General features: G+C 63.7%; 4 protein-coding genes. All 4 read right to left on the bottom strand.

All coding sequences use genetic code 11. The features are described 5' to 3' along the window. Window positions 1-751 (bottom strand): relaxase domain-containing protein (locus QWZ14_RS05645; RefSeq protein WP_290315655.1); only part of this gene is annotated, 751 nt, incomplete at its 3' end. Further along, window positions 636-1,235 (bottom strand): relaxase domain-containing protein, encoded by a 600-nt coding sequence (locus QWZ14_RS05650; protein ID WP_290315656.1) that lies wholly within the window; start codon window positions 1,233-1,235, stop codon window positions 636-638. The genes QWZ14_RS05645 and QWZ14_RS05650, both read right to left, overlap by 116 nt. Beyond that, window positions 1,232-1,564, bottom strand: coding sequence for a hypothetical protein (locus tag QWZ14_RS05655; protein WP_290315657.1), 333 nt, complete (start codon window positions 1,562-1,564; stop codon window positions 1,232-1,234). The genes QWZ14_RS05650 and QWZ14_RS05655 overlap by 4 nt, the downstream gene beginning before the upstream one ends. 197 nt (window positions 1,565-1,761) lie before the next feature. Next, the coding region (locus QWZ14_RS05660) for a hypothetical protein (RefSeq protein ID WP_290315658.1) at window positions 1,762-2,017 on the bottom strand (256 nt) is incomplete at its 5' end.

Genomic DNA, 2,017 nt, shown 5'->3' on the forward strand with positions numbered 1-2,017 from the left:
GCTTGACCACACCGTCGACGTCCACACTGCCTTTGTATCCGGCGCCGATCAGGCCGCGGATTGCCCAGAGGGTGACGGTGTCCTGATCCAGTACCGCGGCCGTCTCAAACTCCTTGGCTAAATGCCGGGTAGCGAAGGCATAGGCAGCGTCATAGCGCTCGGCATCGGTCAGCTGGGCGTAGGCCGTCCCCTCCAAGACCGTGCGATGCGTCCAGCCGAGCGCCTTGGCCTGGTAGCGCCAATCCTCTTTTGGGGTGAGCCCTTCCCGCTTCGCCCCGCCTCGGGCAGCCTTTGAATGGCGTTCGTGAATGGCGGCCGACTGCATGAGGCCGAACTTCCGTTCCGCCGAGAGCGTGCTCCAATCCTCGCCCATCCGCGCGGCGTACCGCTTAGCATTGCGCTCGGCTTGGCGATGGCCTTTCGAGAAGTGATCGACCGCCCGCTGGTCAATCGACGCCAGCACAGCGAACCGGCCTGTCGGATCAACCGCCACCCGGACACCCAGCCGGCGCATCTCCTCGGCAAGGACGGCTTGGCCCAGGGCGCCCCACACATGCAGCCGGGTATTCGTCAGGCGCTGCGTATCCAGCGATCCAATGCGACCGTCATCGGTGACGGTCAGGTTGAACATCGGATTATGAACGTGGGTCTGCGGGTCGCCGACGGTCGGAAACTCCGCCAGATAGGTAATGCCGGTTTTTCCGTCCTGAACCTGCAGGGTCGGCCGTGCCTGGGTATGGGGAAACGACACCCAGCCAACCGCACCAGGCTCGGCTACACCCTTGCCCTCGAAACCAGATCGGGCCCATCCCAGGTCGCTNCACAGCCGTCCAGAGCAACGCTTCCTCGGCCGGAGATTCGGCAAATTCAATCGCCAGCGTCACCGATTTATGGGGGGAGAAAGTGAAGTCGAGTGACGAATTCTCCCGCCGGTACCGGCTCCACTGCTCGCCATTATCGCCACGCTTCGCCTCAAAGAGGTGGTTGAGCTCGCCGGCTTTGGGGGAGCAAGTGGGGTCGATGCCCAGAGCCTCAGCGACTGCCTGTGGCATGTCCACCCGCCAATGGGCCCGCATCTCCCGGCCGGTGTAGTAGGCCGTCAGCCGTCCCTCCTGATCGGCATGCACCCCAGGCTCACACCGAAGATCGCGCTCAGGATCGGGCTGATGTTCGGTGAAGTACGCCGAGACCAGCTTGCCGCTGGACGCCGCCAGGATCTTCCGAAATGTAATCATCCCGGTTTCCTCTCTGGCATGTTGAATGCTTGGCCCATCGCCTGGACCGTGTTCACGGGCACGCCCTCCACGGCACCGCTGATCTCTGTCAGCTGAGCCGTCATCTCCTTCACGGCCTTGGCGTTAGCAGCCATCATCCGGCCGAGCAGCTCGGCCGTGGTCGGCCCCTTCTCCTCCTCCTCATCTTCCTCGGGCACCAGGACATCCAGGATGCGGCTGATCTTCTCCCCCTGGATGGTTTGATGCCGAGCCACCAGCGCGACGCTGGCAGTCAGGTTGGCGATGCCCGTTTGGATGGCGGCGAGGGCGGCCCGCGTATCTTCGTCCATGCCCCACCTTCGCGCCGACCGGCGCGAATGGGATGCGCCACCCGGGCGCAGCCCGCACTAACAGTGCATTGGTGTATGTCCCCTTCTTGACTGACGTTTGACTGCCGCCCGACTGCCGTCAGGCTGACGCGCCACTGCCGGTCCACTGCCGTTCGACTGACGCCATTCGCGCCGATCAGCCGCACGATCGGGGAATGTCAGACCATGCCCTGAACCAGTTGAGAGAGCGTGCGCAACAACGAGCCTTCGGCGGTCGGTCGGACGCATACCGATGGCTGCGACGACGCCATGCGACCATGGCCGCTCTGTTTGATGAGTTTCAGCCAACTTGGGCTGAGGTGGCCGCAGAGATGACCACGGCTGGCGTCACCGGAGGCCGAGGCAAACCCCTGACCCCCGACGCCGTAAGACGGATCTGGAAAACTGTATGCCGCGATATAGCTGAGGTTGCTC

This window comes from Paeniroseomonas aquatica, assembly GCF_030409335.1.
Lineage (GTDB): Bacteria > Pseudomonadota > Alphaproteobacteria > Acetobacterales > Acetobacteraceae > Belnapia > Belnapia aquatica.

Bases quoted from the DNA above. Each gene is read 5' to 3' on its own strand.
- QWZ14_RS05655 (WP_290315657.1), bottom strand. From the start codon at position 1,564: ATGGACGAAGATACGCGGGCCGCCCTCGCCGCCATCCAAACGGGCATC.